This is a genomic window from Paenibacillus sp. FSL H7-0326, from assembly GCF_001955535.1.
GTDB lineage: Bacteria > Bacillota > Bacilli > Paenibacillales > Paenibacillaceae > Paenibacillus > Paenibacillus shunpengii.
Window position 1 is genome coordinate 752,744 of record NZ_MPVN01000002.1, and the last position, 26,896, is coordinate 779,639.

Genomic DNA, 26,896 nt, shown 5'->3' on the forward strand with positions numbered 1-26,896 from the left:
CTATTTTTTCAGTTTTGGATCAAGTGCGTCACGGAGTCCGTCACCGAAGAGGTTGAACGCTAGCATAATTAAGCTGATCAGACCTGCTGGGAACAACATCCGCCAAGGGTAATACATCCATCCTGTAAGTGCGTTCTCGATCATGGAACCCAGGGACGCTCTAGGCGCTTGTACACCCAGACCAAGGAAGCTGAGGAACGCCTCACTGAAGATCGCACTCGGTACAGACAGAGTCAGTGTTACGATGATTGGTCCTACTGCATTGGGCAGCAAGTGTTTGAAGATAAGGCGAGACGAGTTTGCACCCATGGATTTGGAAGCAAGTACGAACTCTCTGTTCTTGAGCTGCATAATTTCGCCCCGTACGATCCAGGCCATGTTAATCCAGCCGGTTATACATAGGGCGATAATAATCGTGGCAACGCTTGGTTCCAGCACGACAAGCAGCAAAATAGTAACGAGCAGGTAAGGAATGGCATACAGAATTTCAGAGAATTTATTCATGATTTCTCCGACACGTCCACCGTAGAAGCCCATGATTCCGCCGTAGATAACCCCAATACAAAGGTCAATCAAGGCAGCTGCAAAACCGATAATGAGCGAGATCTGCGCACCTGACCAGGTACGTACCCACATATCGCGGCCAAGATCGTCTGTTCCGAACCAATGCTCTTTGGAAGGAGGCTGATTGGCATTCATCAGATCATTGGTTTGATAGTCGTAGCTGGACATTAATGGTGCAACAATCGACATAATAATAATGATCACGAGGATGACTAGGCTGGTCATTGCGAGCTTATTTTTAAGAAGCCGCTCCCATGCATCGCGCATAGCTGACACACTTTGACGCTGAATGACCTCTGCTTGCTTCTCATCCGTCCCGATTCTTCTAAAATCTTCAGGTGTAAGCTGAGTGTTGTTTGGATCGATGCTAGATTGATTTGCAGACACTACCTAGCCCTCCTTTCCATTCGAAAGTTTGATGCGTGGATCGATAAGAACATATGCAATGTCCGTCAGGAAACGAGCCAGCATTAGAATAATGCCATAGAATATGGTGATCCCCATAATCATGGTATAATCACGCGTCGTAATACTCTCAACGAATACTTTACCGATACCGCCGATACCGAATACGCGCTCGATAACAACAGAACCTGTAACTACGTTAGCCGTCATTGGTCCAATATAAGTTACAACAGGCATGATCGCATTACGAATAATGTGTCTGAACATAATGGTGAAGCTGTTTAAGCCTTTGGCTTTGGCCGTTTTGATATAATCAGCGTGCAATACTTCAAGCATGTTGGAGCGTGTCAAACGCGCAATGTATGCAATAGGCTGGGCTGAGAGCGCCGCAACCGGCAGAACATAATCGAGCGGACCGTTCAGCCCCATTACTTTGAACAATCCAAGCTCTTGGGCCAGATAAAATTGCAGGAGTGATGCCAGCACGAAGCTCGGGACCGCGATTCCAATAACCGCAAGCACCATAGCCACGTTGTCGATCAGCTTGCGATGGTTCATTGCTGCCACCATTCCAAGCAGAATACCTACAACTACAGCGACAACGATAGCAACAAGTCCAAGCTTCAATGACACGCCAAAGGTTTGACCAATAATTTCGGCCACATCTTGGTTTAGTCGCTTCATGGAGATCCCCAAATCTCCTGTAATTATATTTCCGAGATAATCAATATATTGCACGAACACCGGCTTATCGAGACCATATTGCTCCATAAGTCTGGCTTGAATTTCAGGTGATGTCGCCTTCTCACTCATAAACGGGTTACCCGGAATCGCCTTCATCAGGAAGAACGTAGCGGAGATGAGAATAAATAGAGATATCAGCATGAAAATCAGCCTATTGATCACGTATCTTATCATGATCATGGACACCCCCCGCAAATTAAAATAACAGTCGTACAAGTACAATTTTATAAAAACTAGAGATTGAAATCTATTCTAGTTATTTGCGAATTTTACTATTACTTACCAAATATGAACGACATACAAAAAAATCGGGATATATAAGGGTTAGCCCGCATATATATCCCGAAGCTTCTATACAGTTATATCCTTACTTACCCTCAACAGAAGCTCTAGTGAAGTCAATGGCTCCACTGAAATCAAGGCTAACGCCTTTAAGGTAAGGCTTAGTTAAAGAAACATTTGTATAGTAGTACAACGGTGCAATGACCATATCCTCTTCAACGAGCATTTTCTCAGCTTGAGCAAAGAGATCATTACGTTTAGCTGCATCTTGCTCTACAGCGGCTTGTTTGATAAGCGCATCGTACTCAGGGTTTGCATAACCGGAATCATTGTTACCATTGCCAGTAGTCCACATATCCATGAATGTCATCGGATCATTGTAGTCAGCAGACCAGCCAGCACGTGCTACTTGATAGTTCAGGTTCTTACGAGTTTCAAGGAACACACCCCACTCTTGGTTCTGAGTGGCAACTTCTACGCCAAGAGCATTTTTCCACATATCCGCTACGGCTACAGCCAATTTTTGGTGAGCTTCACTGGAGTTGTAGATCAGCGTAACTTTAGGAAGTGTAGTGTAGCCCTCTTCCTTCATACCTTCATCAAGCAAGCGTTTTGCTTCTTCAGCATTCTCCTCAAAGTATGCATCTTCAACTTCAGTACGGAATTCTTCAGAAGCACCTTTGATACCTGGAGGTACGAATCCAAATGCTGGCAGCTGTCCGCCAAGAGTTACGTTGTCAACGATCGCTTGACGATTGATAGACATTGCAAAGGCTTTACGGATTTTAGCATTTTGGAAAGGCTCAGCTGTTACGTTAAACATATAGTAGTACGTACTAGCGATACCTTTTACATTAAATTCGTCAGGAAGTTCACTTTGAACACCTTTAATTTGATCTGTAGGGATCTCACCGTTAGGTGCACCAGCGTAATCGATTTCACCATTTCTATAAGAAGAAAGTTCAGTCGCACCGCTGTTTGTCAAGGACATATCTACGCGAGCAAGGTTAATGTTCGCTTTGTCCCAATATTGTTCGTTCTTCGTAACTTGAATCTTTTGACCAGTTGTCCATTCAGTCAGTGTGAATGGTCCGTTAACAACCATCGAATCTTTGTTCGTCGCCCATTTGTCATTGCCATCAACAGAGGAATGAACTGGGTAGTAAGTGTAGAAGGAAGTCAGACCCAGGAAGTAAGGAGTTGGGTTAACCAATTTTACTTTCAAAGTCTTCTCGTCTACTGCTTCAACGCCGACTTGGGAGAAATCTGTAATTTCGCCAGTGTTGAATTGTTCTGCATTCTCGATGTAGTACAGCTGGTAAGCATAAGGTGGAGCTGGTGTAGAAGCTGGATCAAGGACGCGCTTCCAAGCGAACACGAAATCGTTTGCTGTTACTGGATCGCCATTGCTCCATTTCGCATCTTCACGAAGTGTGAAGACGTATTCTTTGCCATCTTCAGAAACTTCCCAAGATTCCGCAACACCTGGAACCGGGTTACCATCTTCGCCCATACGAACTAGGCCTTCATACATAAGCTTCAATACCGTGTTAGTCTGGCTGTCTTGAGCCTGTGCCGGGTCAAAAGTCGGCGGTTCAGCACTCAAATTAATGTTCAAAACCTGTTCTGCTGGTGCATTACCTTCACCAGATTGACTGCCTTCATTGCTATTGTCAGAACCGCACGCTGCAAGTACGGAACCAAATGCAAGAACTAGCGTCAAAAGGACTAACAAACTCTTCCTTTTCATCAAGCATTTCCCCCTAAAAAGATGATGTGGTATATATGTTTATAGATTATACAACCAGCGGTCAAAAAAATCTACATAACTTTTTCTGAAACAAGACTTTTTTTCACCATTCGACACATTCGACACAATTTGCACACAATTTACGTTATGTTTTCTTACATGAAATCTATTATGTAGCTGAATAATCCAAAGGCTAAAAGTACTATGTAGCTAAACCCCATTACGACAAAAGCCATGCGCCAAACGGCTCTTATCATTCTTCTATAGTTAATCTTCCCCTTTAAACGTGTTTGCGCACTACCAATTAAACCCAGGGAGATCAGCATCACCAGCAAGATCAGATAAAAGCCAAAACTCAAATTAAAGGTGCTGTTGAACAAAGCAGCAACTGCTGCAATCAAAAAGATGGTCGTCACATCCATTGCCGTATGAAGCGCCGTCTTCTTCGGCTTCTTGAAATAAACCATTCCGTAGTACACGATCAAAAAAGGAAAAAACGGAAGCATGCTAAGTACAACAAGAAATGATCCGATAACGTTCAATTCCTTTACCCCTCCCTTAGTGGCATCCCCTCAATAAGTAAACATACAAGCTGATGAGCTTCCGCATGCATTCCCGCATCTTCTGCCATAGCGACAATACTACCATTAATAGCAGCGATCTCCGTCGTCCTGCCATGGAGGACGTCCATGCACATGGAAGACCAGTTGCTCGAGGTCGATTGACAAACAGCAACAACTTGTTCCCACAGATCCGTATCATATTCAATCTGATGGGCAGCATAGACAGCCACAGCCTCTCTGTAGAGCTGCTTCATTGCATTCCTTCTCTCTCGGCTTGTCAGCAATTCCCCATTGGGTATTCTCCATAGAGCAGTCAGTGGATTAATTACCGCATTTATGACTAACTTCCGATAAATCAATCTATCGATTTCATTCGACGATTTCGTATCAAATCCTGCTTTATTCAATTTATCGACTAAAGTGTCTATCTCTGCTTTAATAGGCTTTCCTGCGTGTTGCGAAGAGCCGATCTGCGTCTCGCCGTAACCAGCCCTTGTCACTTCAATCTCTTCAATTCGTTTGGCTCCTTCTGTTGTAATTGCAGCATATACCCGGGTGGAAGGAAACGCTTTGGCAATGACAGGGATATGACCTGTTCCATTCTGAAAACAAAATAAAGCGGCATCCAGCTTCCTGACCTTTGTCAGGATCTCCATTATCTCCTGAATGCCCCCTTGCTTCGACATGAGCATGATCATATGTCCAGGCTTCTGGTTCCATACTTCTGGCAGGGATGCAATGTCTCTCGCTTCAAAGCTTCCCGCTTGTACCCTCCATACTTGTCCATCGGGCTGATTTATCTTCATCCCCGCTTCAAGTAATTGTGCAGCCTGTTCACTTGTTCTAGTCCAAAACCTTACTTCTTCTCCAGCATATATGAGGGCCCCTCCATACATTAGACCAAGTGATCCCGCACCGATGACATCAATAATCAAATTATGTACACCTCCAATAAACCTTTCTCTCTTACTATATATTAGTTAGGAGCATATGACAAAAGCCCATCTGACCACGCATAACGCGGTCAAACAGGCTTTATAGTTCCGTAATCTCTAATCTAGAATTGTTACTGTGTATTCGAGTTTATTCAATTCGTTCCAGGTTGCCGTTAGCATCCATTTTGAACCGCGTTTTCTCTTCATCTTCCTCAGACAAAAAGGCGAGTCTTCTGGCACGATCCATAATTTGAATGAGCGCTTTATAATCATCGTTTACTACCCGATAATCGGTTTGTACTTCACTAACTTGCTTGGATAAGCGATCATTCTCGAATCGAAGCTCGTTCAATTCTTCTTCTTTTTCACGCAGTTCCTTCTCGATAAGCTTCAATTGTCTAGAATTCTCTTGAACCATACCCTTCCACTGTCTTAAGAAGCGGATCACCGCATCAATAGACAAGGTTTCCTCAGAGAATCCCTCTGTTCTGTACATAAGCTCATCGGTTTCCGTTACCGATAATGCTGCAACTTGAGGCTGAACTGCAGCATGTCTTCTCGAATAGCTTCGCTTTTGGCGCTGAGCCTTGGCAATGCCTATCGCTTCATCATACTTTTTACGAACAAAACTGTTCCAGCGAAAACCGCACGCGGCCGAAGTTCTACCGATTTTTTCACCAACTTCCTCAAAAGCAGCAAGCTGAGTACTTCCTTCCCGGATATGGCGAAGGGTAACATCAGCCAGGATCAAATCATCCTCCGCGCTCCAAGCATCCTGTCTAACAGCAGTCATGCTATAAACCTCCTAACGACATCCATAATCACAGCTCCACCTCTCAGCATGCATCAAGCTATGAGATGAGAAGCCGGTTATAAAATTCAGCTTTAATCATTCTTATGCCCTTCATAGAGTTCATAGAATCTATTTCATACTAAAATGTATTTCCAAATTGCTCCCTGGACATACCCTAAAAGATTTCGCTTTCATATCCATTTTTTATTTACATCATTTTCCTTAACCGCTATAATGTTACTTAGCAATTAGACGAGCGTTCCTAAGAGAGGGGGTAAGTCATCGTGGCGCGCATGTTTCGTGTACTGGGATTTTTCACTCTAACGATTGGTCTTATGGCCTTTGCAGGTGATATGTTGGAGATGGCACTATTATTTTTCCTTCAAACCGCTTTTTTCGTAATTCTCGGTTATTTGAAATTCACGGAGAGAACATATATTTTATTGTTCTGGGCTTACATGATTATCACCTTTTCAGGCTTTAGCTACTGGACTGTATTCGAAATGGGCAAACCTCTATAGCACATCTTTTAAGCAAAATAAAGAACGGATCAGCGAAGTTAAGCTGGTCCGTTCTTTATTTGTTTTCTTTTTCATATGTATGTTTTAAGTATATGATATAGAAAGTTTGTCATTATTCAGTTCCCATTTACTTGTACAAGCTATAGGGAGGAAATATATGAGATGAGAAATCGTTCTACATATTATGTGACCATCTGTTGTTCTATTCTATTGTTCTTTCTTCATATCTCCCCTATTCAGGCTGAACCTGCTATGGACGAGAATACGAGAGATGTTCTGCAGAACAGCCTGTCTATCGTTGAGATTGATCACGAAATTGAACGTATAGAAGAACAGCAGCAGCAAATTGAAGAGAGGCGGTCATCACTAGAAACCCAAATGTCTGTACATAAGGAAGAAATGAAAGATCATCAGGACCGTGCGGCATCTATTGTGAGATCCTATTATATGGGGGAACGAGATCAATTGCTGCATGTTTTTTTAAAGGCAAAGTCGCTGCGCTCTATTCAAATTCTGGCAGGCTATTATGAGATTATAATAGGCAGAGATCAAGAGGTGCTTCATGCATATCATTCGAGGCAGCAGGAATTTGAAGAAATGACGGTTAAACTAGATCAGAATGATGCAGAGCTTCGTCTGCTTAAACAAAATTTGCAGAATCAACGGGAAAGAGTCCTCTTGCTGGAGCAGGAGGTTGAGAATACGCTGGCAAGCAGTGATAACCGGGAGCTGATGGAGAAGCTGATGGAGGAGCTCAATACTTACTGGAGCAATGTAGGCATTCATGAGGTGAAGCGGTACTTCGGCGCACTTGCCTCCGCTATGAATAATCTGCCCAATTTTGTCCAGCAGGAGAAAGGCATCATATCAACCAATGGCCGTACCTATTCGATCCGAATCAATGAAGAGCAATTAAACGATTTTCTGAGAACGGAGAATGAAATATTCAACGATTTCGCCTTCGAATTTACGGATGATTATATCATTGCCAGTGGAAAAAGAGACAATCTTGAGCTTGCTGTACAAGGTCATTATACCGTCATTGATGAGCCGGCTAACGGTCTGCTGTTTCATGTAGACAAGCTCGTATTTAACGGATTTGAACTTCCAGATACAACGCGGAGCATGCTTCAGCAGGAATTTGATCTAGGATTTTACCCGCAAAAGCTAATGTCTTTCATTAAGGCAACCGATGTCTCAACAAAGGATCAGACGCTTGAAGTGACACTTGAGTTAGCCCTGAAATAACACCGATCATTGCTGCGGATCCGGCACAGACTCATGAGACACTGCATCCCCCTCCTGCTCTGAGAATAAGGATTGAACACGCGAATTATAAGCTTCAGCCGAGATGTCACCACGCAGAAATTGTGTGATCAGAGGCTGTGCACGATTCAACAAATTCCAATCCATCAAGTCATCGCGATAAGCAGTCTCAAGGCTCTGTTCCAGAGCCTGAACAGGAACCGCTCTTGTAATGTCCCGCATCTCCAGCTCTTCATAAAGCGATCTATAAATAGGCAGATTCCCAGTCTCTTCAAACCAGTCTTGTACGGATTCAGGGGATGTCATGGCCTTAATCCATTCCGTAGCCAGATCTGTTTGCCCTGTTCGAGAGGAAATGGCGAAGCTGCGTCCTGTCACCGTAAGGGCCTGTGTTTCGACATCGTTATTAATGTACTCCGTGAGTTCACCACGATATTCGGGCAGCATATCAGATAGCTTCACAATTCCAGACGTCCAGTTCAATTGACCGGAGACAGAATCCTTGAAGTTTGTCTCAATATAAGGAAGCAGCGTCTCCAGATCTTGAATCCTAGCCTGCATCTGTTCGCTCTGCCCAGCAGGATTGAAGGGCTCCTCGGTTTGACGAATGATTCCGCGAAATTCAAGCCAGGAGGCAAACGCCAGCGGGTCCTCCACATCCAAGAAGAATGGCTTATCATCCGTCTCAGACCATGCGGTCATTCGGTTCATCCAATCCTCATCTGAGCTCATTGACTGCAAGGGTGGTGACGACGCGTTGTCACTACGAGCCTCAGCATAGAGATATGGATCAATATCAAGAGGAACAGCCCAGCGATATCCATTCCATTCACTTACTGTAATGGTCTGTGGAAATGGATCAGCAGCCGTTCCATTCAGATCATTCCCTGTAATGGGTCTCAAATAGCCTTGCATGGCAAACAATCGGATATAGTAATTATTCAGTAAGGTAATGTCTGCACTATCACCTAGTACATAGCTTTCGCGAATGGCTGCGTACGCCTCACTCTCAACCGTTTCTTGCATGTTATGTACTTCAACATCACTGCCAATCTTATTTCCGATCTCTACAGCGAGGCGCTGAAAAACGGCAAAATCCTGCTCCTGCATCGAAACTGCTATTTTCAATGGCTGCTGCTCCTGTGGAGCCGGAGGAGCTGGACGATATAACGGATCCGTGCTCTGATCGTCCTCATCTGTAACCGGGTCTCTTGATATATCAAAGCTTGGAGACAATATGGTTAAGGACAAGAATAACACGACAAAGAGTATCCAGTGGTTTCTTCGCTTCACAGCTTCTGTACCTCCCCTAGACATATCCAACCTTTCCCCATTATTGTACCAAATGTATAGTCCGCTTGTCCTATTAACTCAGAAAAGAACCGGAATGGGATCCGGTTCTTTTTCGCATTATATTTCTTTTTCCGGGAAATAAATGACCTACAAGAGATCAGCTGCCAGCTGGGCGAGCTTGGAGCGTTCGCCTTTTTCCAGCATAATGTGTCCGCTGATCCCTTCCTGACGGAATCGCTCCACAATATATGTTAAGCCGTTGCTTGCTGAGTCAAGATATGGATGGTCAATTTGCTCTGGATCACCCATCAGAATGATCTTACTTCCTTCACCTACACGGGAGACAATAGTCTTTACTTCATGCTTCGATAGATTCTGAGCTTCATCAATAATGATAAACTGTCCAGGAATCGATCTGCCCCGGATGTAAGTGAGCGCTTCTACTTGAATACTGCCGAGTCCCATGAGTATTTTATCGATGTCACCCGCCTTTTTTGTATCGAACAGAAACTCCAGATTATCATAGATCGGCTGCATCCAGGGACGAAGCTTCTCTTCTTTTTCCCCCGGGAGGTAACCAATATCCTTCCCCATTGGGACCACCGGTCTTGCTATGAGAAGCTTTTTGTATTTATGTTCATCCTCAACCTTCAGGAGTCCTGCAGCAAGGGCAAGCAGCGTTTTCCCTGTTCCGGCTTTGCCTGTAATTGTCACCAGCGGAATATCATCATTTAAGAGCAGCTCTAAAGCCATTCTCTGCTGTGCATTACGTGCGACAATACCCCAAACCGGATCATTGCTGAGATATAAAGGCTCTAGCTTGGTAGCCTCCTGATTCACCTTAAGCAGGGCGGATTTTCCCGTGCCCATCTCGTCCTTTAATATAATAAATTCGTGTGGATACAGATTATAGGTTAGCTGCAATGGCTTGATAGGCAGAAAACGATACGTATAAAATTCATCGATTACGGAAGGGTGGACTCTAATCGCAGTATACCCCGGATATAATTCGCTTGGATCTGCGGTACGATCAGACAAATAATCCTGTGTATTGAGACCAAGCACATCTGCCTTGATACGTACGAGTACATCCTTGCTGACCAATACAATGTCCCGCGGCTCCTCGTTATCCTCCTGCTCCAGCTGATAATTGAGCGCTACTGCTAGTATACGATTATCATTCGTAACTTCACCAAACATCTCCTGTACTCTTATAAAACTGCGGTGGTTCAGTTCTACCTTCAAGTTTCCACCATTCGGTAAAGGTACCCCACTGTGCAAATGTCCCTGCTCCCTTAATCCATCTAATGAACGCGAGACATATCTCGCATTTCTCCCTATTTCATCTGCATTACGCTTTTTGGAGTCGATTTCCTCCAGCACTACGGCAGGAATTACAACTTCATGCTCGTCAAAAGCATAAATGGCGCCCGGATCATGAAGCAGCACATTCGTATCCAACACAAAAATTTTTTTCATTGGTATCCCCTCCAAGGCGGCGTCTTTTAAGCACAGCTAGGGCAAGCTATGGGCAGCGATAAGGACAATCGTGTATCCCATATCTAAATGTATTCGACCGGGAGCAAATAATTGTACAATTTCCTGAAAATATCCGTGGAATATGCATCGTTCATCACATGAAATACAAAAAGCCCAGTGAACAGCGTTCACCGGGCTTGTATTCATGACAAAACAGTGCATTTGTCAGCATATTCATATGAAGAGAGCGATATTCCATTCGATTAGCATAATTGGACATAGACAGGACCTCCGCTAATGAATTTCCATCTATGGGATACATCCACATTATATCACTACTTCTCCATAGTTTGAATAGATATTTTGCGGATACTTTATTCCCCCGAAGCTTCAGCAGCTGCAGATGTATGCTCGCCTGCCAGCTCCTTAGCTAGTGCTTGCTTCGCCTGGTCTAACTCCCCTTGATTAATATATACATAAGGGCTGTTCCATGTTCCTGTCACCGGCACAAAGTTTACACTATCCTTAGGAAGATTCCAGTAGGTTGATATGAAATTCTTAACCTGATCACTCTCTACCGTGGTCGTCATGTTATCATCGACAGCACCCACGACTTTACCAATCTTCGTAACACCGCCAAGAGACTTCATTTGATCCATTAACGAGTGCAGAACTTCGCTTTGACGCTGGTTACGGGAGAAATCGTCGGAAGCCGGCGTTTTGGGATCACAGTTTGATTTGCGATAGCGTACATACCCGAGTGCATCTTCACCGTTCAAGGTCTGTTGACCCGCAGTGAGATTAATATCAGTATCATCCGCGGTATCCTTATAGCACATGTTCTGATTCACATTCACTTCGACTCCGCCCAAGGCATCTACGATTTCTTCAAATGCCTTGAAGTTCAGCACGGTGACGTAATTAATATCCACATCCAAGTATTTGCCGAGCATAACCCGCATTTCTTCCTCAGCTGAAATACCTGATTCTTTCGCCGCAGCTCTGAAGCGAGGATAGAACTCATTCAGCTTCCTCTCGGTATAGCCCTCGAGCTGAACCAGCGTGTCACGTGGCAGAGATACAATCGTCGCAGATTTCGTCTCCGGATGCAGTGAGGCTACCATCACGACGTCAGACAGATGAGTGCCTGTCTCCTCTCGATAGTCCGTTCCCAAGATCAGCATCGTCTGCGGCTTCACCTTGGCTGAATCTTCAGCTGCTACGGGGTTATTGTTCCCTGTGTCGATCACATCATTAAATACCATGTACAAATAGCCAATACCTGCGATCAAACCGATAACAATGAGAGATAATACCAACTTCATAAATGTTTTTGCTGGACTCTTCTTCTTCACTTTCTTCTTCGTCGTTGTCTGCGCTGTGTTGTTATCGCTGCTCTTGCCGCCTCTATTGCGTGGGGGCAATCCGTTAGATCCCATACTCATATTATAAATTCAACACCTTTATACATTTCTATGGTTGCTCTTACATATTACCGCCACCGCTGCCGCATTTCAAATCTGGGTATATCATCCACTTAAAAAATGAGTTTAACTGCTCCAAAAAGAACGGAAAGACCGCTGATTAGGGCGGTCTCTCTAATGTGTGCATATGAAGTTGTCTTTACTAAAGCTACATTTTACTTGTCTCTCCAGAAGACTCCGTTTTTTTCTTCTGCCGAGCTTCCACAAAATAACGGATTCTGACCAGCAGCATCAGTGCTACTGCGACAAGCAAGCATTGAATAATCGGCAATTTATCGATTTGGAAAACGAGCAGCATGAAGGAGCCGATGGCCATCAAAATGTACAGTAATATCTCTTTGAGTAACGGCATTTTCTGCTGCGGGCGAAATACCTTATTGTAGACATACGTAATCAGTACAAATATAACCACATAACTAACGATCGGGTGTGACGCAAACCATGCCTGCATGGCGGCGTTCAGCTCCTTTCAAGTACATGCTCTCTTTTCCAAGCGTATTATTTACATATTATAGATTAGCTTGGGACATCTTGCGATGCTTCTCCGCACGCTCACGCTCACTCTTATTCAGGAGCTTCTTACGAAGACGAACGGACTTCGGTGTGATCTCACACAGTTCATCATCATTTAAGTACTCCAGAGCTTGCTCCAAGGAGAAGATTATAGGAGTCTTCATCTTCACTGTATCGTCCTTGGTTGCCGAACGAACGTTAGTCAGTTGTTTCTCCTTACAGATGTTTACAACGATGTCATTGTCACGATTGTGTTCACCAACGATCATTCCTTCATAAACTTCCGTTCCCACATCAAGGAACAACATACCACGGTCCTCAACACCAATCATACCATAGAATGTTGATGTACCATTCTCACTGGATACGAGCACGCCTTGGTGACGTCCACCAACTTGACCGCCAACGAGTGGACCATAGCTGTCAAATGCATTGTTCATTACGCCATAGCCGCGAGTCAGTGTCAAGAAGTTCGTACGATATCCAATCAAGCCGCGTGCAGGGATCAGGAACTCAAGACGAACCTGGCCGTTACCAGAATTGATCATGTTGACCATTTCGGCTTTACGGGAACCCAGGCTTTCCATGACCGCACCCATGCTTTCTTCAGGAATATCGATCATTAGGCGCTCAATTGGCTCCATTTTCTTGCCGTCAATCTCTTTAATGATAACTTCCGGTTTGGATACCGCAAGTTCATAGCCTTCACGGCGCATGTTCTCAATCAGGATACCTAGGTGAAGCTCACCACGGCCGGATACAACATAAGCATCTGGGCTGTCTGTTTCTTCGACACGAAGACTTACGTCCGTCTCAAGCTCTTTAAACAGACGGTCACGAAGTCTGCGGGATGTTACCCATTTACCTTCGCGTCCAGCAAAAGGACTGTTATTAACAAGGAATGTCATTTGAAGCGTTGGCTCATCAATCTTAAGAACCGGCAATGCTTCAGGATTCGCTGGATCAGCTATCGTTTCACCGATATTAATATCCTTAATTCCCGCAATGGCAACAATATCGCCTGCACCTGCTTCAGCTACTTCTACGCGCTTCAGCCCTTGGAATCCGAACAATTTCTCAATACGCGCAGTTTTATTGGAGCCGTCACGTTGGATAACTGTTACAGCCTGTCCTTGACGAATAACGCCTCTGTTCACGCGTCCAATTGCAATACGACCCAGATATTCATTGTAATCCATCAGCGTTACGAGGAACTGCAGCGGCTCGTCAACACTTTCTGTTGGATGAGGAATGTGATCAACAATCGTCTCATAGAGACTCATCATGTTGTCATCTTGTTTCTCAGGATCCATGCTTGAAGTACCGTTAAGTGCAGAAGCATATACAACCGGGAAGTCAAGCTGCTCATCATTAGCACCGAGCTCAATGAACAGATCCAGAACTTCATCAATAACCTCAGCCGGACGAGCTGCTGGGCGGTCAATTTTGTTAACAACAACGATTGGCGTCAGGTTATGCTCCAGAGCTTTGCGCAGTACAAACTTCGTTTGCGGCATGCAGCCTTCATACGCATCGACAACAAGCAGTACACCGTCAACCATTTTCATAATCCGTTCTACTTCTCCGCCAAAGTCGGCGTGTCCTGGTGTATCAACAATGTTGATAAGAAAATCTTTATAATTGATCGCAGTATTTTTGGCAAGGATCGTAATCCCGCGTTCACGTTCCAAATCATTGGAGTCCATGGCGCGTTCTTGTACGGCCTCATGTTCACGGAAGGTTCCGGATTGTTGAAGCAGTTTGTCTACAAGTGTTGTTTTGCCGTGGTCAACGTGGGCAATGATCGCAATATTGCGAATATTCTCTCTTACATGCATGGTTTATATCCATATCCTTTCCAAAATCATTTCTATTTGAATCAAGTTCATGGTGCAAAGCCATGAGATTTGATTCTCGAATCAAAATTCATGATAATGAAGTCATGAGGCTTGATTCTTGAATCAAAATTCACGATACAAAGCCATAAAGTTCGATTCTTGTAATATATAACGACCTTACTCACAAAAGAAGCGCCGGGTGATAACTCCGACGCACATATATCCCTTATATTATAGACGAAAAATGTTAAAAATCAAGTAGCTTATCGAAAACGCCGCCGGGTCGGTTTAGGCCTTCCGAAGATAAGCCAGATTCCCACAAAGATAAGTATAGCAGCGACGACATATATGAATCCGGTAGTGAGCATGGTTATGAACAAGAGCACGATCGACACGGCAAGCAAAATAATGGATGTCCTGTAGATCACAGCTGGCCGAGGATATTCAAACAAAGCATATTCAAACAAGCCTAGGGCAACCCCTGTTATAAAGACAGGCCATAGAGTTGCGGTCAGATGCCATCCCCAAATACTGCATATGAGGAAGAAAATACCATACACCGTCAAAATTCCCGCCGGCACCAAAATAACGGCACTCGTATTTCTGAAAAAATAAAAAAGATGGAGAATAATTCCTGGAATGATTAAAATGAGCGGCCAGAAATTTCGTCCAAGAAAACTGAAAAAGCCCAATTGACCAAGTAAGATGACAAGACCGGCAATGACGATAAAGATGCCTACCAACCTTTCGTTTCTTCCCTTCACTTCACACTTCACCCCGTTTGTATGATGATCTCTGCTTCTATCCAAGGCAATTCAAGATCTACGTTCACTAGGAACTATATTAGCGTATATATTTCTAGTTTATCCGATGTTTTTGCAAAAAACTACTGTCATGCTTCATATTTGAAAAAACATTCATTTCCAGCTCTTTCCTCATTGATCTTACGCTTAACAATACAAAAAAACCGGCATTCCACTTCGATTGCCGGTTTATGATTCATCTATTTATGTATCCACCCGATATCTTAACACTTTGAAAAATGCACCGCCAAGCATAACCAATATAACACAAACTGCGGGCAGCAAGGTCTCATAGCCTGCAAAAACCTCTTGGAGCCATAACCCCAGCTTCGGATCACGAAGGACCATCTCGCCGGACGTATAAGCTAATATACCCGAACCTGCGAAGACCAGTATCGGAAAGCGCTGAAGCAGCTTAACAATAATACCGCTGCCCCATACAACAATGGGAATGCTGATCGCGATCCCAATTACAATGAGTGCTAGATCGCCATCTGCGATTGCAGCTATGGCCAGAACATTGTCGAGACTCATGACAAAGTCAGCGACGAGTATCGTGTATACCGCACTCCATAAAGTTGTAGATTGTTTGACATTCACATTCTCATCTTCGTCAAACAACAATTTAAACGCAATATAGAGTAGCATAAGTCCGCCAGCCGCTTGTATAAACGGTATACCAAGTATGAGCACCGCAATAAAGGTTAAAATACATCTTAATAACACCGCGCCAAATGCTCCCCACCATACTGCTCGATTACGGCTCTGCTCAGGCAAATTACGACTTGCCATAGCAATGACGACAGCGTTATCGCCGCTTAAAACAAGGTTAATCATAAGTATCTGCATTATAAGCCAAATATCATCCATGAACAGGGTAAACACCTCCATACACTAGATGTATGCCCTGGTTGTCCGAGCTATGCTTGACGCTGAGAAATCAGAGGAATATAATGAACTCCGATTTAAGCAATCGGATGATTCGGAATCATGGTTAGAGTAAAGGAGTGACAAGAATTGGATATCGGTCAGTTTTTAATCAGCTTGCTACAAATTGTTTTTATTGATTTAATCCTCGCTGGGGACAACGCAATCGTCATTGGACTAGCTGCCCGTAATTTACCGCAAAGTGTTCAGAAGAAAGCCATTGTCTATGGTACTGGAGGTGCGGTTCTGATTCGGATCCTGGCAACCATCATCGTGCTGTGGCTGCTGCAAATTCCATGGCTGCTGCTGGTTGCCGGGCTGCTGCTCGTGGGCATTGCCTACAAGCTGCTGGCCGATCAAGGTGCCGATGAACATAGCGATATCAAGGCCGGCAGCTCGTTATGGTCGGCTGTACGTACCATTATCATCGCTGATGCGGCCATGGGGATTGATAATGTAATCGCTGTTGCTGGCGCAGCAGAGCAAAATCTGATTCTCGTTATTTTGGGTCTGCTGATCAGTGTTCCTGTCATCGTATGGGGCAGTACCTTGTTTATCAAGCTCATCGATCGTTTCCCTTGGGTCATGTATATTGGCGCTGCTGTACTCGCTTACACAGCCTCAAATATGATTACGGAGGAACGAAGATTTGAAACCTTCTTTATCTCGCATCCCGTTCTTCGGATCCTATTTATTGTTCTTGTCATCGGCGGTGTTCTGTTTGCTGGCTATCGGAAACAGCAGAATGTGAAGAGAGAACATTCCTACTCATAAAACGAGAACAAGTGAAGATTGTTTCTGAACAAGCTTCTAGCACCAACCTGATCGAAGAACAAAAAAAGGCTTATTGCTGATCATATCAGCGATAAGCCTTTTCGTTCTATTAAAGTAAACTTCTTAAAACCAATCTTCCTGTATTGAATCAGGCATTGCGGTGTCGTCGTTACTGCGAAGTATCAGTGTCTCAGTCTGCTCTACTGCCCTCGCAATGAACTCAGGAAGCTCCGGAATAGAGGCTTCAATCTTTTCGACAATCCGCAAATTCGGATTCGTTGTCGGTGACTTGGGCACAAACAAGGTACAGCAATCTTCATAAGGTAAAATCGAAGTGGAGTACGTACCGATGTCCTCAGCAATCTTTACTATTTCACTCTTGTCCATCATGACAAGCGGTCTTAACAATGGAAGATCAGTTGCCCTCCCAATGACATTCATGCTTCCAAGCGTCTGGCTGGCTACTTGACCAAGGCTATCTCCGCTTACAATAGCCAGTGCCCCTTCCCGTTCCGCCAGCTGAGTTGCGATTCGAAGCATCGAACGGCGCATTAGTGTAATCATCAAATTATCCTGCCCCGTTTTCGTAAACGAAGTTTGAACCTCTGTAAAAGGAACCAGATGAAGCTTCACTTCACCGGCATGATCAGCAAGAATTCTAGCCAGCTCGATGACTTTATCTTTTGCTTTTTGACTTGTAAACGGGAAGCTGAAGAAATGAACCATTTCCAGCTCTAGTCCCCGGCGCATGGAAGACCAGGCGGCAACAGGTGAATCTATTCCCCCTGATAGCAGCATCATGGCTTTGCCATTAGAACCACGGGGAAAGCCTCCGACGGCAGGAACAGATTCATAATATAGATAAGTTCTCGCCTCGCGAATCTCAATCTTAAGCTCAATATCCGGATTTCTTACATCCACTTTAAGCGCACTGAATTTTCTTAAGATCGGGGCTCCCACCAAATGGTTCGTCTCATGAGAAGAATGCTCGAACGCTTTCCAGACCCTTCTAGCGTTTACCTTAAAGGTCGTTCCTTGCTGCGGATCCAGCTCTTCCATAAAACCAAGGGAGGCTGCCACGATCTCATCTGCTACGGATGGGGTTACCTTAACAGGACTAATGGAGACAATCCCGAATACCTTGCGTAAGCTATCCATTATAATAAGGTGATCGTTCTCTCCAAGGTCTACGTACATTCTCCCATATTCCTCAATAATGGAGGTTCCCGGATAGGCCTTTAATTTAGACTTCACATGCTTAATTACGGATCTCTCAAACCTCTTTCGGTTCTTACCTTTCAGTGTAAACTCTCCAAAACGGAGTAATAACATATCATATTTCATCGGTTTACCTATTCCACCCTTCAAAAGAAGCAAGCCTTTCCTTCATCTGTCTCATCGCCTGAATCAGCTGTAATATATCTTGCTCTGTATGTTGATCTCCCAGACTAACTCGAATCCCGCTGTCAGCAATCGCCTCTGACTTGCCCATTCCGAGCAGCACCCGGCTTGGAATGGCTTGTTTGGACGAGCATGCCGATTGAGTGGAAACAATGACATTCAGCTGTTCTAATACGTGCAGCATCACTTCGGCCTTCATGCCGGGATAAGAGAAATGTACAATATGCGGGGTACCTTCTTCTGAGCTGTTCAGTACCCACTCCGGATGTAGTCTTATTTCCTCAAGAAGCAGGATTTGCAGCTTTTTGAGGTGTGTGTTCAGCTCAGGCTGACGTTCCCGGGCAAGACGCATGGCTTTGGACATGCCTACGATCAGCGGAATATTCTCTGTTCCCGCACGCATCCCCTGCTCCTGTGAACCGCCAGACATTAAGGGAGTAAGCTCCAGACCAGAACGAATATATAAGAGTCCAACGCCCTTGGGTCCTCGGATTTTATGTCCTGAGATGCTGTATAGATCAATTCCAGACTCTGCCAATTGAACAGGAATTTTACCATAAGCCTGAACCCCATCGACATGGAACACAATCTTAGGGTGCTTCTGCTTAAGAGCCTGCCCTATTTCAACGACAGGATGCACGGCTCCCGTCTCATTATTTACATGCATCAGACTTACAAGAATTGTCTCTTTGGTAACCGCATCTAGGACATCCTCTGTCTTCACTCTGCCCATCTCATCCACCGGCACATAAGTAATATCATAACCGATTTCGGACAAAAACTTGATGCTCTCATATACAGACGCATGCTCTGTCCTGGTCGTTATAATATGCCGTCCGCGGGATTGATAACGTAACGCTGTTCCTTTTATTGCAAGGTTGTTACTCTCCGTGGCTCCAGATGTGAAGATAACTTCATCCGGTTTGACATCCAAAGCCTCGGCGCAAACGGAACGGGATTTATTCAATAGTCGTCCTGCATTCTCTCCGTATGCGTGAATGGAGGAGGCATTCCCATAATGCAGCTTCATTACCTCTGACACAGTTCGAATCACATCTTCATATGGCGGTGCTGAAGCCGCATAATCAAAGTAAAGCATATTTTGTCTGCCTCCTTTCTTAAACGTGAAAAAGATCAATAATGGACTCGTCAGCTGATGCCTCATACCGACTGTCCACGTTGATCTTTTGTTCAGATCCGATCAGCAAAAGGACTGAAATATATGCTGTTTATGCTCTATATTTCGCTTCTGCTTTTTCTATTTTAGCAACATAGTCCTGCGTTTCCCTAGGTAATAAATGGAGTACATTCATTAGCTGCTCATCCGTCGTAACCTGAAGCTGGCCTACACGGCCTGGACCTGCATTGTAAGCAGCAAGAGCAAGATTCACTTGCCCGTCAAACCGTTCAAGCTGATATGATAAATACCTTGTTCCTGCATCGATATTCTGCGCAGGGTCGAATGGATTCGTTACGCCTAATCCTGCTGCGGTTCCATCCATAAGCTGCATCAGACCCTTGGCTCCGGCTCCAGATACTGCGTTCGAATTAAATCCAGACTCTGTATCGATAACCGCCTTAATAAGGGATACAGGTACACCATATTTCTCACTGGCTTCCTGAATCATGGACTCATAGGCAGTAACCGTTCCTCCAAGCTGTGAGGGCTGCACTTGTGAGGATGAAGAGATCCCTAAATTCGAAGAGGATACAGTACTTGCATTCAAATTCGCATTTTTATTTATATCGCTTGGGCCGCCGGATATTTTACCGGTTCTGAGGTTAACCCAGAGCAGTCCGTCTGTAGACATAGAAGATTTGTTACTGCCTTTATCTCCTTGACGATCAGTGGATGGTTCTCGGTTGACTTCAGCCCATATCTCCGAGAATTCAGGTGCAGAAGTCGTCGTTGCCGCTGATCTGGAACTTGTTTCTGAAGAAGAGGAAACATCATACCACAGCGATTTTCCTACAGAATCGATTTGCATATGTAAACAGGCCTCCAATATACTCGCTACCTATATCTAAATTTATTGATATTGTTTCATTCACTGATCTATTGTAACAATTGCCATCCTGCATGCCAAGTCTTGTTTTTCCTGATATAAATAAACTAAACAGGCAGCCCCGCATGATAGAAGAGCTGCCTGCATTACTTTACTAATAGTAAGTGAACATTACTAGGAACGCGTAGCTTACCAAAGCCGCAATTCCGATGCCCATTGCCCAGCCGCCAGCTGTACGTCTCCCTTTGCTGAAGGCATAATACCCGAGAACGATACCTATGACACCTACCACATAAGACCATAAAAACAAGGACACAATGGATACGGCAAGAGCCAGATATCCTATTCGTTTAGAGGTTGTGTCTTCATCACGCTCACGAGCCCTCGAAGTTGTCCCAGCAGAATCTGCACTTACTAAAGGGCTGATCTCCGCTGCGTACTCCTCTTGGTGCTCATGATGCTCTTTGCGAGGAAAATCGATACGATCTCGGCTTCCCTTTACTTTGTTTTCTTGGTTCGGTTTGTCCATTTTCGCACCTCCGAAGCATTAGAGCCTGTCAGGTTAGAAGCCGCAGAATACTGATGACTTAAGCCTTTGGTTTAAACGTGTGACAACAAGTCGCCGAGGAAGTGCTTGCATAATCATGATGTTCGAAATCAAATGTTTCTCCAGCATACTCTTCCTTGAGATGGGTTCTGGCATGCGCATCAATGTCAATCATAATTAGATCTGCTTTGCAAACATTTTGTTCTCCCCAATAGCTGCAGTTCGATACGCTGCATTTCACGATGGGTACAGTCATTATTATCACCTCAAATGGTATGGTACCCTCATTGCCGATACCTTATACTCCAGCATTATTATGCACGGATGCCTTTTGCTTGCAAACAAAAAAAAGCCGTGCAATGTACACGGCTCTTAGATATAATCTGTATTCAAAAATCGACCCAGCAGCGCTTAAGCTCTGCTCTTCATTCTGCGCTGAGTCAGATAGTCACTTTCGTAATAATTCAGGTCATCACGCAGTTCTTCATAGGTCTTCGTAATTTCCATAATAATATCGCGAGCAGGTCTTACCGGCTTAATGCGGAAACGAATGGCATCTTGACCTGTATATGCGTAACGTCCATCCTCAGAGTAGCATTCATTCTTTGGATAGAAAAAGCTGTTGATACCCTGATGATAAAGGTTATACAATGCTTTTTCCGCAAAATCAACGTCAAAATTGGCACGACGGAGTGCTGTTCCAAGCTTCTCATACGATACCTCAGAAAAAACGAGCAGGTGCCGAAGGTCGGAAAGAAATCCTTTGTAAAATGGAATCGTCTCCTGATCCTGGTCAGCTGCAAGCTGAGCAAGTGAGTTTTCGTTTAGAAATGTTTCCAGTTTTTCAATTGCGGGCTTCAATTTCTCTCGTGCCGATTCACACAACTTCTGCACATTTGCTGACATAAAGGTAGTTCCCCCTTAAAGAATAAGTCCCTCATATAGACTTCTTATAACCGGCCAAGATTCAAATACATCTACTGACCATTATTTCTCAGCTTCTATCCTACCATAAAAATGTGACGAGCGGTACTTAAATAACCCTAAAGCCGCCATTTCCTTTCCCCTGTTTATTTTAAGTTAGAGCTGCAAAATCCTTCGTATAAAAACCGCCTCATCTTCTCACGCTATAGGTACTATATAGACAGGCAGGAGGAGTACTAAAATAATGGCTAGAAGCAATTGGACATACTGGGCAATTGGCGCCGCCGCTGCCGTTTTGGTAATGACCACCCTGTTACTACCCGGGGAAGAAAATACCGCTGACCAGCAGCAGACCCCTAATGAGCCACAGCAAGAGCAGCTGCTCAAACAACGAATCAAAGCACAGGATGTTCAAGCGACTGACCGCTTATCCCGGATGGATGCTCAAATGCACCTCCAAAAAATACTGCAAGAATTAAAAGATTCAGACAACAAAGAGCTGTCAGCTTATATGGATCAATTAGAGAAAACACATAGTCACATTCACACCTTACTCTGGATGGATCTAGAGCAAAACAAGCAGCAATCCTTCAGTATTCAGAAGAATGCGGATTCGTTACAGAAGAACAAACAGCTTCGAGCAAGCATTGGCTCCGCGAAGCAAGCTCTTCAGAAGCATAAATCCTATGAATCTACTTCGCTTACGCTCGATAAGGATAAGTATTTTGTTCTGGGCGAACCCTCTTCGGATGGTAAGCATGCGGTTATCGCAGTAATGAGCCAGCATATCCTAAATGATGTGGAGGAGCATCAGCGCCGGAACCTAAGAATGATCCCATATCCCAAAGAGGGCATGTACAGCGTAGAATCTGTTCTCCCTAACACCTTAAAGGATATTACAGTTAAGACAGGACACGATAATCAGAATGCTAGTCATTTTTATGAAGATGAGATCGTCGTTAGATTCAATGAGAAATTAACATCAGAGAAGCTAAAACAGATCGAGAAAGATATTGATCTGGATCATACCCATCAAGTTGGCCAGGCGTATGTTTTTCGTTCTAAGAAGATGGATTTTGCTAAACTTCAGTCTTATTTTCAGAACAAATGGAATCCGGTATATACCGAACCTCACTATCTATATTTAACCAACGAAACTGCGCCTGAAAATGAGCTGGCTGATAATATTCCGAACGACCTATTGTTCTCCCGTTATCAATGGAACCTCCCTGCGACAGAAACCAATAAGGGGTGGACGTTATCCAAAGGGAGTGAGGATGTCATTGTAGCCGTTATTGATACAGGCGTCGATCTTGATCATCCTGATCTGGAAGGGCAGCTGGTCGAGGGGTACAACGTTATTGATGGGGAAGCAGAGCCTTATGATGATGTCGGGCATGGTACCCATGTTGCAGGAATTGTATCTGCCAAAGTGAATAACAATGAAGGTGTCGCAGGCATGACCTGGTATAACAAAATTATGCCTGTTAAGGTACTCGATCAATCCGGTTCCGGCACAAGCTATGCCGTAGCTGAGGGAATTATCTGGGCTACCGATCACGGAGCAAAGGTGATCAATATGAGTCTCGGTAATTATGCAGATGCTGAATTTTTGCATGATGCCATCAAATACGCTTATGACCATGATGTCGTCCTGATCGCGGCGACGGGTAATGACAATACGGAACGGCCTGGGTACCCGGCTGCTTATCCCGAAGTATTTGCCGTGTCCGCCACAGATGCATCCATGAAACGAGCGGACTTCTCAAATTATGGTGATTATGTGGATGTGATGGCGCCTGGCGCAAGCATTGCCAGCACCTATCCGGGCAATCAATACGCTGCCCTGTCGGGAACATCTATGGCAAGCCCTCATGTCGCCGCACTAGCGGGATTGATCCGTTCCTATAATCCTGATCTGTCTAACGAAGAAGTAATGGATCTGATGCGCAGCAGTGTGATCGACCTGGGGGATCCGGGATACGATAAATACTTTGGCTACGGTCAGATCGATGTGTACAAGGCACTGGAAGCTGCAGGAGCATCTGGAGAGCAGGCCCCCCTCCAGTTATGGCCTCAGAATGTTCGCGACAAGCTTGAAGATACTATCAACAGATTTATGAAGTAATAAACAAAAAGAGCAGGCGAGTTCATCTCGTCTGCTCTTTGCGTTGTTTAATTATCTACGGCCTCTTCTGTTGCGGTCATGATGACAGCCCTTGCCATGCATGCCACCCATGCCGTGATTCATTGTGCTCATGCCGCCTACACCGTTCATCGTGCTTGTTCCAGCAACACCATTCATACCATTCATGCCTGTGCTCATGCCACCTACCACTTCTTCAGTTTCAGCAACGACCCACTCATGAACTGGAACTGGTACCGGATGATGTTTGTTAATGATTTGTACAGGGTGAATTACAGGCTGGATTTGAGGATGATAATGATTTTTCACTACATTTACAGGATCACAAACGATAGGCTTAAGAGGAGGAAAACATTTTTTCATGTGATGACCACTACGTTGAGACATATTGAACAACTCCTTTTCAAGTGATAGTATAATCTATTCCTCACTCCCTTAATGGCTTGGATGTTCGTCCATAGGTCAAATAATTAATAAAAACGTCTATTCGTTCATATTGGCATAGAAGGAAGCGAGCTGCTGCACAACAAAAAACGGTAATTTGTCCTGCACAAAGCAGGCAAAATTACCGTTATATCATCACATATACTGTGTTGCAGTTTGGAAAGTTTTACGTAAGCCGGGTTCTGTGCTCTTCGTGGTCATAACGGGAACTACCCTTCCACCACAAGCGACAATCATCTATCTAGGCCATTCATTGCTGAACAGCTCAAGCGACCAACCTAGACACACCTCGGGCTAAGGCTGCCTCCCTTACGGAAGACGGTGTCTCTTTAGGTCTTGCTCCAGATGGGGTTTACCAGGAACGAAGTCACCAGCGTTCCTCGGGGTCTCTTACACCTCGGTTCCATCCTTGCCTGTGCTAGCCATATAGCCAGCCATCGGCGGTCCATTTCTGTGGCACTATCCTTCAACTCGCGCTGACTGGACGTTATCCAGCATCCTGCCCTGTGGAGCCCGGACTTTCCTCTCGTGGCAACAAGGCCACCAGCGATTGTCTGTCAAACTTTCCGACAACATTCATATTATACTAGGACTCGCTGTATCATTCAAGTGAAATTACTGGAATCGACTATACAAATTGGAAAGGTTCTGTATCAATTTCAGATGCATTCACCTCTGTCGCATAGCGGCCTTTCTCCAGCTTCTCCTTGAGCCATTTCACCGTGTTGGGCTTCATGATCTTTTCAATATTATGACCTGGGTCAATAATAGCAATCCCCGCCATCAATGCATCATGAGCGGTATGATAGTCAATATCGCCTGTAACAATGACATCCGCGCCTCTAAACAGCGCATGATTCACATATCGGCTGCCCGATCCGCCAAGCACAGCGGCCTTCTTGATCTGACGATTCAGATCGCCGACAACTCGAACTTGCTTCACATCGAACTGCTTCTTCACTTTATCCACTAGCTCCTGGAGCAGAACGGGTGCAGACAGCTTGCCGACCCGCCCCAACCCAAGCGTTCTGCCTTTCATATCCATAGGGTACAGATCATAAGCCACTTCTTCATAAGGATGAGCCTTAAGCATCGCCTGCACGACTTTATTCCGAATGCTATTCGGAACAATCGTTTCAATTCTAACCTCTTCTACACGCTCCATTTGCCCTTGCTTACCAATGAACGGCTGTGTAGCATCACCCGGAACAAAAGTGCCGTATCCGTCAATATTGAAGCTGCAGTGACTGTAATTCCCGATTGAGCCCGCGCCTGCGTCCAGCACCGCATCTAGCACTTTTTGGTGATGAGACTTCGGTACAAACACAACCAGCTTGGACAAGTGATCGGTGTGCAGATCTTCTAATGGAGCGACATCCTTTAATCCAATCGCTTCGGCCATCCAATCGTTTATGCCGTCCTCCGCTACGTCTAGGTTCGTATGACTAATATAAACGGCGATATCATGCTTGATCAGTTTTTCATACAGCTTGCCCATCGGCGAGTCGGTATTCAGCGATTTGAGGGGTCTGAAGATGATGGCATGGTGTGCGATAATAAGATCTGCTTCCAAACGGATCGCTTCTTCAACGACCTCATCTGTCACATCAAGTGCAACCAGCACTTTCTTGATTTCTTTTGCCAGCGTTCCGAGCTGAAGACCGATACGATCATCAGGAACGGCTAGATGCTTGGGAGCAAGCTCCTCCATATAAGAGATTACAGTTTGTCCTTTTGCATACATGTGAGCACCTCCACAATTCTTTTCAACTCCTGCTGGAGCTCCCCAGCCTTCTCTTTTGCTTCAGGAAGATCAGATTTAGATAAGGAAGCGAGCACCTTTTGGATCTTATCTATTTCGAGCTCCCATTTTTTAACGAAGACAGATCCACCTTGTTCTACCAAGAATGGCCCCATCTTGAGCAGTTCGCTTGAAGTCAGCTCAACCTCATGGTCAGCTGTGCCGATCAGCTTCGGCTCATATACTTCATCATTTGAGATGTGGCTGAAATACCCGGGTACAGCTGCAATGACTTCATAGATTTTGCCGTCTTCCTCAATAATTCGTTCTGCTTCAATGACGTAGTCATTATCGAACAGCCATCTTCGCAAAATATCTTCACCAACATTAGGCTGCAAAATAAGACGTGTAACTCCCTTAAGCTTAGGCTTGCCGCGTTCCAGGATATTAGCGATCAGTGCGCCGCCCATCCCTGCGATCGTGATTGTATCCACTTCGCCAGCCTCAATCACATCCAGACCGTCTCCCCGTCTGACTTCGATTTTGGCTTGTAAACCGCTGCTTGCCACTTGTCTCTTCGCTGCCTCATATGGGCCTTCGTTCAGCTCCCCAGCAATGGCTGTGGCCGCCTGACCGCTTTGAATACAAGCGACTGGCAGGAGAGCATGGTCTGAACCGATATCGGCAAGATTCCGTCCCGGATCCATTAGATCATGTAATAGCTGCAATCTTTTCGACAATTTCAACATGCAT

At 44.8% G+C, this 26,896-nt stretch carries 27 protein-coding genes and 1 other RNA gene; 4 read left to right on the plus strand and 24 right to left on the minus strand.

Annotated elements, in window-relative coordinates:
- The 6 genes from BK126_RS14415 to BK126_RS14440 all read right to left on the minus strand — a co-directional run bounded on the left by BK126_RS14415 (position 1) and on the right by BK126_RS14440 (position 6,036).
- Complete coding sequence (locus BK126_RS14415; RefSeq protein ID WP_076313248.1) at positions 1-951, minus strand: ABC transporter permease; 951 nt, start codon at positions 949-951, stop codon at positions 1-3.
- A gap of 3 nt (positions 952-954) precedes the next feature.
- Positions 955-1,887 carry an ABC transporter permease gene (locus BK126_RS14420; RefSeq protein WP_076313542.1) on the minus strand — a complete coding sequence of 311 codons (933 nt, stop codon included), beginning with the start codon at positions 1,885-1,887 and terminating at the stop codon, positions 955-957.
- A 193-nt stretch (positions 1,888-2,080) separates the two neighbouring features.
- A complete protein-coding gene (locus BK126_RS14425) occupies positions 2,081-3,745 on the minus strand; it encodes a peptide ABC transporter substrate-binding protein (RefSeq protein ID WP_076313249.1) in 1,665 nt (554 codons plus the stop codon).
- 155 nt (positions 3,746-3,900) lie between these two features.
- The gene (locus BK126_RS14430; protein ID WP_256702848.1) at positions 3,901-4,287 is read right to left on the minus strand and encodes a DUF3397 domain-containing protein; all 387 of its coding nucleotides are present in this window, start codon (positions 4,285-4,287) and stop codon (positions 3,901-3,903) included.
- A gap of 5 nt (positions 4,288-4,292) precedes the next feature.
- On the minus strand, positions 4,293-5,243 hold the full coding sequence (locus BK126_RS14435) for a ketopantoate reductase family protein (protein WP_076313250.1): 951 nt from the start codon (positions 5,241-5,243) through the stop codon (positions 4,293-4,295).
- Between the two features lie 148 nt (positions 5,244-5,391).
- The gene (locus BK126_RS14440) at positions 5,392-6,036 is read right to left on the minus strand and encodes an RsfA family transcriptional regulator (protein ID WP_076313251.1); all 645 of its coding nucleotides are present in this window, start codon (positions 6,034-6,036) and stop codon (positions 5,392-5,394) included.
- A gap of 284 nt (positions 6,037-6,320) precedes the next feature.
- Between BK126_RS14440 and BK126_RS14445 the strand changes: the two genes are divergently transcribed.
- Both BK126_RS14445 and BK126_RS14450 read left to right on the plus strand, forming a co-directional pair.
- Complete coding sequence (locus tag BK126_RS14445; RefSeq protein WP_047910852.1) at positions 6,321-6,557, plus strand: DUF2626 domain-containing protein; 237 nt, start codon at positions 6,321-6,323, stop codon at positions 6,555-6,557.
- Between the two features lie 162 nt (positions 6,558-6,719).
- Complete coding sequence (locus BK126_RS14450) at positions 6,720-7,805, plus strand: hypothetical protein (RefSeq protein WP_076313252.1); 1,086 nt, start codon at positions 6,720-6,722, stop codon at positions 7,803-7,805.
- 6 nt (positions 7,806-7,811) lie between these two features.
- On the opposite strand, the gene BK126_RS14455 is transcribed toward BK126_RS14450, so the two are convergent.
- The 8 genes from BK126_RS14455 to BK126_RS14485 all read right to left on the minus strand — a co-directional run bounded on the left by BK126_RS14455 (position 7,812) and on the right by BK126_RS14485 (position 16,103).
- Positions 7,812-9,116: a type 2 periplasmic-binding domain-containing protein gene (locus BK126_RS14455; protein WP_076313253.1), complete on the minus strand. Its 1,305-nt coding sequence runs from the start codon at positions 9,114-9,116 to the stop codon at positions 7,812-7,814.
- Positions 9,117-9,263: 147 nt separating this feature from the next.
- Positions 9,264-10,595: a PhoH family protein gene (locus BK126_RS14460; RefSeq protein WP_076313254.1), complete on the minus strand. Its 1,332-nt coding sequence runs from the start codon at positions 10,593-10,595 to the stop codon at positions 9,264-9,266.
- Between the two features lie 154 nt (positions 10,596-10,749).
- On the minus strand, positions 10,750-10,875 hold the full coding sequence (locus BK126_RS29840) for a hypothetical protein (protein ID WP_256209764.1): 126 nt from the start codon (positions 10,873-10,875) through the stop codon (positions 10,750-10,752).
- A 94-nt stretch (positions 10,876-10,969) separates the two neighbouring features.
- Positions 10,970-12,040 (minus strand): LCP family protein, encoded by a 1,071-nt coding sequence (locus BK126_RS14465; RefSeq protein WP_076313255.1) that lies wholly within the window; start codon positions 12,038-12,040, stop codon positions 10,970-10,972.
- Between the two features lie 187 nt (positions 12,041-12,227).
- A complete protein-coding gene (locus BK126_RS14470) occupies positions 12,228-12,530 on the minus strand; it encodes a YlaH-like family protein (protein WP_076313256.1) in 303 nt (100 codons plus the stop codon).
- A gap of 58 nt (positions 12,531-12,588) precedes the next feature.
- Positions 12,589-14,430, minus strand: coding sequence for a translational GTPase TypA (gene typA, locus BK126_RS14475; protein ID WP_076313257.1), 1,842 nt, complete (start codon positions 14,428-14,430; stop codon positions 12,589-12,591).
- 263 nt (positions 14,431-14,693) lie between these two features.
- On the minus strand, positions 14,694-15,194 hold the full coding sequence (locus tag BK126_RS14480) for a LiaF transmembrane domain-containing protein (protein ID WP_076313258.1): 501 nt from the start codon (positions 15,192-15,194) through the stop codon (positions 14,694-14,696).
- Positions 15,195-15,437: 243 nt separating this feature from the next.
- Positions 15,438-16,103, minus strand: a complete 666-nt coding sequence (locus BK126_RS14485; protein ID WP_076313259.1) for a TerC family protein — start codon at positions 16,101-16,103, stop codon at positions 15,438-15,440.
- A 147-nt stretch (positions 16,104-16,250) separates the two neighbouring features.
- Here BK126_RS14485 and BK126_RS14490 point away from each other — a divergent pair, with 147 nt between their 5' ends.
- Positions 16,251-16,934, plus strand: a complete 684-nt coding sequence (locus BK126_RS14490; RefSeq protein ID WP_076313260.1) for a TerC family protein — start codon at positions 16,251-16,253, stop codon at positions 16,932-16,934.
- Positions 16,935-17,057: 123 nt separating this feature from the next.
- Here BK126_RS14490 and thiI read toward each other — a convergent pair whose 3' ends face one another.
- From thiI to BK126_RS14520, 6 genes are all read right to left on the minus strand, one after another.
- Positions 17,058-18,278, minus strand: coding sequence for a tRNA uracil 4-sulfurtransferase ThiI (gene thiI / locus BK126_RS14495; RefSeq protein ID WP_076313261.1), 1,221 nt, complete (start codon positions 18,276-18,278; stop codon positions 17,058-17,060).
- A gap of 4 nt (positions 18,279-18,282) precedes the next feature.
- A complete protein-coding gene (locus BK126_RS14500; protein ID WP_076313262.1) occupies positions 18,283-19,434 on the minus strand; it encodes a cysteine desulfurase family protein in 1,152 nt (383 codons plus the stop codon).
- A 130-nt stretch (positions 19,435-19,564) separates the two neighbouring features.
- Positions 19,565-20,323, minus strand: a complete 759-nt coding sequence (locus BK126_RS14505) for a lytic transglycosylase domain-containing protein (protein WP_076313263.1) — start codon at positions 20,321-20,323, stop codon at positions 19,565-19,567.
- Between the two features lie 172 nt (positions 20,324-20,495).
- The gene (locus BK126_RS14510; protein ID WP_076313264.1) at positions 20,496-20,870 is read right to left on the minus strand and encodes a protein-disulfide reductase DsbD; all 375 of its coding nucleotides are present in this window, start codon (positions 20,868-20,870) and stop codon (positions 20,496-20,498) included.
- 58 nt (positions 20,871-20,928) lie between these two features.
- Positions 20,929-21,144 carry a DUF1540 domain-containing protein gene (locus BK126_RS14515; RefSeq protein ID WP_076313265.1) on the minus strand — a complete coding sequence of 72 codons (216 nt, stop codon included), beginning with the start codon at positions 21,142-21,144 and terminating at the stop codon, positions 20,929-20,931.
- A 155-nt stretch (positions 21,145-21,299) separates the two neighbouring features.
- Entirely contained in the window at positions 21,300-21,794 is a 495-nt protein-coding gene (locus tag BK126_RS14520; RefSeq protein ID WP_047910837.1) for a YpuI family protein, read from the minus strand.
- 262 nt (positions 21,795-22,056) lie between these two features.
- Here BK126_RS14520 and BK126_RS14525 point away from each other — a divergent pair, with 262 nt between their 5' ends.
- Positions 22,057-23,940 (plus strand): S8 family peptidase, encoded by a 1,884-nt coding sequence (locus BK126_RS14525; protein ID WP_076313266.1) that lies wholly within the window; start codon positions 22,057-22,059, stop codon positions 23,938-23,940.
- A gap of 51 nt (positions 23,941-23,991) precedes the next feature.
- Here the strand turns inward: BK126_RS14525 and BK126_RS29105 are convergent, their stop codons facing one another.
- From BK126_RS29105 to BK126_RS14545, 4 genes are all read right to left on the minus strand, one after another.
- Complete coding sequence (locus BK126_RS29105; RefSeq protein ID WP_047910835.1) at positions 23,992-24,345, minus strand: hypothetical protein; 354 nt, start codon at positions 24,343-24,345, stop codon at positions 23,992-23,994.
- 213 nt (positions 24,346-24,558) lie between these two features.
- Positions 24,559-24,968, minus strand: an RNA gene (rnpB, locus tag BK126_RS14535) — RNase P RNA component class A.
- Positions 24,969-25,030: 62 nt separating this feature from the next.
- Positions 25,031-26,146 (minus strand): Nif3-like dinuclear metal center hexameric protein, encoded by a 1,116-nt coding sequence (locus tag BK126_RS14540; RefSeq protein ID WP_076313267.1) that lies wholly within the window; start codon positions 26,144-26,146, stop codon positions 25,031-25,033.
- The gene (locus tag BK126_RS14545; RefSeq protein ID WP_305954042.1) at positions 26,122-26,892 is read right to left on the minus strand and encodes a tRNA (adenine(22)-N(1))-methyltransferase; all 771 of its coding nucleotides are present in this window, start codon (positions 26,890-26,892) and stop codon (positions 26,122-26,124) included. Before BK126_RS14545 ends, BK126_RS14540 begins: the two co-directional genes overlap by 25 nt.
- Between the last annotated feature and the right edge of the window lie 4 nt (positions 26,893-26,896).